The organism is Ginsengibacter sp. (genome assembly GCF_057362405.1).
Genome location: NZ_JBMQQG010000053.1, coordinates 46,591 through 52,971, shown reverse-complemented (window position 1 = coordinate 52,971; position 6,381 = coordinate 46,591). Strand labels below are relative to the sequence as shown.

Here is a 6,381-nt window from a genome sequence, read left to right as displayed (position 1 = left end):
GAGTTTAAGGCACTAAATTATTTTAATTAATTTGATTTGTATAGATATAAAAATTTTCGTCAACTTTTAGTCGCGCAATGTTCCATTTTAACTGTTGCAACTTTTCTTTTGGATAGATGAACTGAAGTCCTCCTTTAGCATTATAGATTTTTACAGGCATATTAAACCCGGGAACAACGTTAGTCCAGCCATAGGAAAGAATACCGTTTTTTATGGAATACTCCAATGTTGGAATTTTAATAGTACGTAAATACTGATCAAAAACTTTGGAGAAATCTATTTTGGATGACTTACTAATATAGTCTTCAATTTGCTTGCTGGTAACTGTTTGATGATAGAATGTCTTATTTAATCCTCTTAAAATATTTCTGAACAATGAATCATTATTTATTACCTGGCGAATGGTATGCAGCATGTTCGATGCCTTGTAATAAATATCTATCGGCCCATCTGCGTTTACCCCATACGGTGAGATGATGGGTTCTTTATTCTCAATATTTTTCCTGATGCCGACAATGTATTTTGTTGCGTCTTCTTTACCAAACCAATATTCAGTGAAAAGCGTTTCGCTGTAATTGGTAAATCCTTCGTGTATCCAACTATCAGCAATATCTTTTGAAGTGATGTTGTTTCCAAACCATTCGTGCCCGCTCTCATGTACAATTATAAAATCCCATTTAAGGCCAACGCCGGTTCCTGAAAGATCTTTACCTAGATATCCATTAAGAAAATGATTGCCGTAAGCTACTGCACTCTGATGTTCCATGCCCAGGTGCGACGCTTCCACGAGTTTGTAACCATCTTCATAAAAAGGGTAGGGGCCAAACCAATGTTCAAATGCCTTCATCATTCGCGGCGCTTCTTTAAATTGTTGTTTGGCTTTTACCAAATCTGAATCAAGCACCCAGTAATCCATAGTTAATGGGCCTTTCAGGCCATCATATATTTCTCCAAAATGAGTGTATTTGCCCAAGTAGGGAATGAAGTCATAATTATTAATAGGATTAACAACCGCCCATGTAGTTGTTGTAGTTCCATCGTTGTTATTAAACTTGCTTCTCAGTCTTCCATTGCTTATAGCATCTAAATCTGATGGAGCTGTGATATGCATTTCAGCACTATCGGGCTCATCACCCTGGTAATCTTTACAGGGATACCAAACGCTTGCGCCCAAACCCTGGCAAGTAATGGTTATCCATGGATTGCCTTGTTTATCTCTTGCCCAGGTGATACCGCCTTGCCATGGTGGTTTGACTGCGATACGTGGTTTGCCATGGTAGTATATAAATAATTTGTTGGGATGATTAACACCTGGATGATATTCGCAGAAGTGAATTAAAAAAACATTTCCATCCCTCTTAATACAACTGTCGTGAATTTTCATAACGGCAGTACCTTGCTCAAAACGAAAATGGGTGATAATACTATCAATTACCATCGGCTCTTGCAGATCAATTTGCATAACTGAACCAGGTTTCAAAACTTTAAATGAAATAATATTACATCCACTTATGGTACTATCTTCTAAATTAAATTTTACATGCAAATCATATTTCGTAGCGTCCCACCAACTTCTTCCTGGCCCGTTACTTCCACGCAATGTATCTGCATGCTTATATAGCTGCGCAAATGAAGCGTTAAAAAAAATGAACATTAAACAAATTAGGCTGACTGTCTTTTTCATTTACTAAATTTATTTTTTCTAAAACAAAGATGGAGTTAAAAACCCGAATGCCTTTGCCACTTATAAATTTATTACAGAGAAATGTTCATCTTGTTTTAATAACTATTTCCTTGCTGAGTTTCTCATCGTGCAAAGAACATAAAAGAGATAAAAATATTTTTCACTACAATGAGCAATCAGGTATTGCTACGCTCGATCCCGCATTTGCAAAAAATCAATCTATCATCTGGGCAGTGCATCAAATTTATAACACACTTATTCAAACTGATGATAGCCTGCATTTAATTCCATCACTCGCCAAAAGCTGGGATATTTCACCGGATAATCTCACATTCACTTTTCATTTGCGTGATGATGTTTTTTTCCAGGATAATGATGCCTTTCCAAATGGCAAAGGAAGAAAGATGATTGCAGATGATGTTGTATATAGTTTTAACAGAATTATTGATAAGAGCACAGCCAGCAGCGGGGCATGGATTTTTAACAGCAGGGTAGATACATTACATCCGTTTACCGCCATTGATGATACCACTTTTCAATTGAAATTAGTGGCGCCCTTTCACCCGATACTCGGTATTTTAAGCATGCAATATTGCTCCATTATACCGAGAGAGGTTGTGGAGAAATATGGGAAAGATTTTCGCAGGCATCCCTGTGGCACCGGTCCTTTTCAATATGTTGCCTGGGAAGAAGGACAAGCGTTGATTCTCAAAAAAAATCCAAACTACTTTGAAAAAGACAGCGCAGGAAACCGGCTGCCTTATCTTGATGGCATTAAAGTTTCTTTCTTTGAAAATAAGGCCACAGAGTTTTTGGAATTCCAACAGGGAAGGCTTGATTTTATTAATGATATCGATGCATCCTTTAAAGATGAAGTAATTACGAAAGAAGGATCATTGCGTAAAGAATGGAAAGGTAAAATCATTCTCGAGAAACATCCTTACCTCAATATTGAATATCTCGGAATTTTAAATGACACGTCGCTGGAAATCGTGAAAAATTCTCCGCTTCGAAATTTGAAAATACGACAGGCTATTAATTACGGATTTAATCGGAGAAAGATGATGTTGTATATCCGCAATTCAATTGGAACTCCGGCAGAAAGCGGGTTTATTCCTGCAGGCCTTCCGTCATTTGATTCTACTGCGGTTATTGGTTACCGTTATGATCCGGCCAAAGCGCTGCAATTGCTCAAAGAAGCTGGTTACCCCAATGGAGTTGGATTACCAACGATAAAATTACTTACTATTCCCATATATGCTGAAATTGGCAGTTATATTGCCAATGAATTACAACAGGTTGGTATTAAGATACAGGTAGAGACGGTGCAGAAAAGTTTATTATTGGAAGAAACCGCCAAGTCAGATGCATTGTTTTTTCGCGGAAGCTGGATAGCTGATTATCCAGACGCAGAAAATTTTCTAAGTGTCTTTTACGGAAAAAATCCTGCACCACCTAATTATACACGTTATAAAAACATTGCTTTTGATAAATTGTATGAGCAATCCCTGGCGGAGAAAAATGATTCGTTGCGTTATAAAATAAATCAACAGGCTGATCAGTTAATGATAAAAGACGCACCGGTTGTACCTCTCTGGTACGATATGGTTATCCACCTTTTGCAGCCATACGTAAAAAACTTAATACCTAATAGCCTTAATCTACTTGAACTTAGAAAAGTGCGGTTAGTTGATTAATTTTTGTTATAAGTTAAACTTCGAATATTCCAGCCCGTTACCAATAATTAAGCTTAGCTTACAACTTTCCGCCACTATTTAATTTTTTCTGAATGCTCTTTATTTTGTGCTTTTTTTTTCTTCACTGGTTTTTGTCGTTATTCTTCCACTCATTTTTTTTGCATCGATATGCTTCTCATCAAATGTATACAACATCAAAAAGATGGGAAAGGGTTTTTTATTTTATGACCTTTGTCACGCAAGGCTCATCTTATCTTGTACCCGGAGCGTATGCGGTAATGCACAGGATGCATCACACATACAGCGACACAGAACAGGATCCCCATTCACCACATTTCTTCAAAGATATCTGGCGAATGATGTGGCACACATACAAACTATTTGAAGAGTTTCATTCCGGCAAAAAACTTCCTGACCCACAATTCACAAAAGAATATATTCCCAGTTGGGATCGGTTAGATAAAATTGGAAACCATATAATCACAAGGGTGTTGTTTGCTTTAGGCTACATAACACTTTATATGATTTTTGCTCCGAGCCTTTGGTGGTTCCTGTTGCTCCCGGTTCATTTTTTTATGGGCCCCATTCAGGGTGCTATTGTAAACTGGTTTGGCCATAAGCTTGGTTATGCCAATTATAGCAATGGAGACCACTCCCGCAATACTACGCCATGGGGATTTATTATGATGGGAGAACTATTTCAAAATAATCATCATTTTAAGAAGGCTGATCCAAATTTTGCCAGGAGATGGTACGAATTTGACAGCACCTATATCATTATGACGGGGCTTCAACACTATGGAATAATCAAATTAAAACCAGTAACCGCCTAAATAAAATCCTCCACAATTTATCACCTACACGCTATCCAAATCAAAATAAAAACCAATATCACCAATGTCCGACAAAATACGATTTGCTAAAACCAAGGACCTCGACTTCTATACAACACTTAACAAACGAGTGGATGAATATTTTACTGATAATAAAATTTCAAAAAATGCCAATTGGGTCATGGTATTTAAAACCTTCTTTTATTTGACTGTCTTAACAACGGCGTACTTAACATTAATATTAGGTCACAATCCGCTTGCTATTCAATTTCTATTGTGGATCATTCTCGGGTTTTTTACCGCTTTTGTGGGACTGAATATTTCGCATGATGCCATTCACGGTTCTTTATCACGGCATAAATCAGTTAATAAAATTTTAGGATATACTTTCAATATTATTGGGGCAAATGCCTATTTATGGAGCATCATGCATAATATCGTTCATCATACTTATACTAATATTGACGGGCATGATGAAGATATTGAATCAGTACCATTGCTCAGGGTGTGTCCTCATCAAAAGTTAATGAAAATACATCGTCATCAATATTGGTATGCATTTCTGTTTTATGGATTTGGTTCCCTCGTATGGGTATTTATTAAAGACTATAAAAAATTTTTTAAAAAGAAGATTGGCAATTATGAAAATAAAAAGCACCCGCCAATTGAATATTTTAATTTGTTCTTTTTTAAAGCTGTTTATTATACCATATTCCTGGTGCTTCCACTAATATTAATTCATGCCACCTGGTGGCAAATATTATTAGGATTTTTTGCTTTGCATTTTTGTGAAGGAATTACGATGGCCGTCATCTTTATGCTGGCTCACGTTGTTGAAGAAACCAGTTTTCCTTTACCCAACGAGCAAGGTAATATCGATAACTGCTGGGCGATACATCAATTATATACAACGGCAGATTTCGGCCGGGAAAATAATGTATTAAGTTTTTTTTGCGGCGGTTTAAACTTCCAGGTAGAACATCATTTATATCCACGTATTTGCCATGTTCATTACAAACCAATTTCGGTAATCGTAAAGAAAACAGCTGAAGAATATAAACTTCGTTACAATTCAAATCCAAGTTTCAGAGGAGCTATCATGTCTCACATCCGGTTTTTGAAAAAGCTTGGGAAAGATGAATTGGTTACAATTGCGGTTTAATGTATCGGCTATATTTTCGCTCAATGATATCCCTACAGAGACTTATATCTTTTCGAACACCAACCTGAAGTGATCCATCGTTTCATTTTCGAAACAAACTTTATTTGGACTTATTTTAAATACCTGTACCTGGTGGCGAAATTCTTTGTCGGTTAAAAATTTAGGAATCAGCGAAGCATATAACGCATATTTCTTCAGGTTAAATTTTCTGAATTTAATGCGCCATCTCTTGATCGTTTCAATATAATCCAGCCTGCCGCTGCTTTTGGAAATTAACTTAAAAAAAGGTTCGGCATTCTTTATTACCTGCCCTTCGCCATAAGGCAACCATGATCCCGGAAACTGTTTTACCATCAAAGCCATTGCATAAGAGGGCGAATCTTTTGGTGCGTCTACACTTACATCTTCCAATGGCATCATATTCTTACTGAACACCATCGTCTGCATATAAAATCTTCCTCCTTTCGGTAAAAGGTCATTTAATTCTTTAAAAAAATTGTGATACACTTCATCTTGTTTTCCGGCTTTATATTCTTCGATTGAACAGAAATGTTCCATACCACCAATGCAGGTAATTGCATCAAATAAACCGAAATCTTCCGGCGTAATTGCTCTGCAATCCTGTATACGAACATCCAGGCCATTTCTTACGCATGCCGCCGCCTGCCCGGATGATAAAGTAACGCCCATACAATTAGCGCCACGCCCCTTGATGTAAGTGAGGAACGGTCCCCAACCACATGCCATGTCCAAAACCTTTGTGCCGCTTTTTATGCCAAGGCTATCTGCAATAAATTTGTGCTTATTTTTTTGTGCTTCTTCAATAGTCATGGAAAAATCACCATTAAACATTGCTCCGCTATAGTCCGCACTTTCGCCCATGCTTAGACGAAATATTTCATCGATGGTGGTGTAGGTGAAATCAAGATCGTTTTTATTTGCCATTAAGAATTTTTTTTATTGAGGCTGCAATATATCACAACGATCCCATATCGGCTCAGTTTT

General features: G+C 37.1%; 5 protein-coding genes. 3 read left to right on the top strand and 2 right to left on the bottom strand.

Annotation, left to right across the window (positions count from 1 at the left end; genetic code table 11):
* Window positions 1-22: 22 nt before the first annotated feature.
* Window positions 23-1,684 carry a M1 family metallopeptidase gene (locus tag ACO1O5_RS04575; RefSeq protein ID WP_486268660.1) on the bottom strand — a complete coding sequence of 554 codons (1,662 nt, stop codon included), beginning with the start codon at window positions 1,682-1,684 and terminating at the stop codon, window positions 23-25.
* A 47-nt stretch (window positions 1,685-1,731) separates the two neighbouring features.
* On the opposite strand from ACO1O5_RS04575, the gene ACO1O5_RS04570 reads away from it, so the two are divergent.
* From ACO1O5_RS04570 to ACO1O5_RS04560, 3 genes are all read left to right on the top strand, one after another.
* Window positions 1,732-3,381, top strand: coding sequence for an ABC transporter substrate-binding protein (locus tag ACO1O5_RS04570; RefSeq protein WP_486268659.1), 1,650 nt, complete (start codon window positions 1,732-1,734; stop codon window positions 3,379-3,381).
* A 92-nt stretch (window positions 3,382-3,473) separates the two neighbouring features.
* The gene (locus tag ACO1O5_RS04565; protein WP_486268658.1) at window positions 3,474-4,214 is read left to right on the top strand and encodes a fatty acid desaturase; all 741 of its coding nucleotides are present in this window, start codon (window positions 3,474-3,476) and stop codon (window positions 4,212-4,214) included.
* A gap of 64 nt (window positions 4,215-4,278) precedes the next feature.
* On the top strand, window positions 4,279-5,376 hold the full coding sequence (locus ACO1O5_RS04560) for a fatty acid desaturase family protein (RefSeq protein WP_486268657.1): 1,098 nt from the start codon (window positions 4,279-4,281) through the stop codon (window positions 5,374-5,376).
* Window positions 5,377-5,418: 42 nt separating this feature from the next.
* Here ACO1O5_RS04560 and ACO1O5_RS04555 read toward each other — a convergent pair whose 3' ends face one another.
* Window positions 5,419-6,321: an SAM-dependent methyltransferase gene (locus tag ACO1O5_RS04555; protein WP_486268656.1), complete on the bottom strand. Its 903-nt coding sequence runs from the start codon at window positions 6,319-6,321 to the stop codon at window positions 5,419-5,421.
* Window positions 6,322-6,381 lie beyond the last annotated feature (60 nt).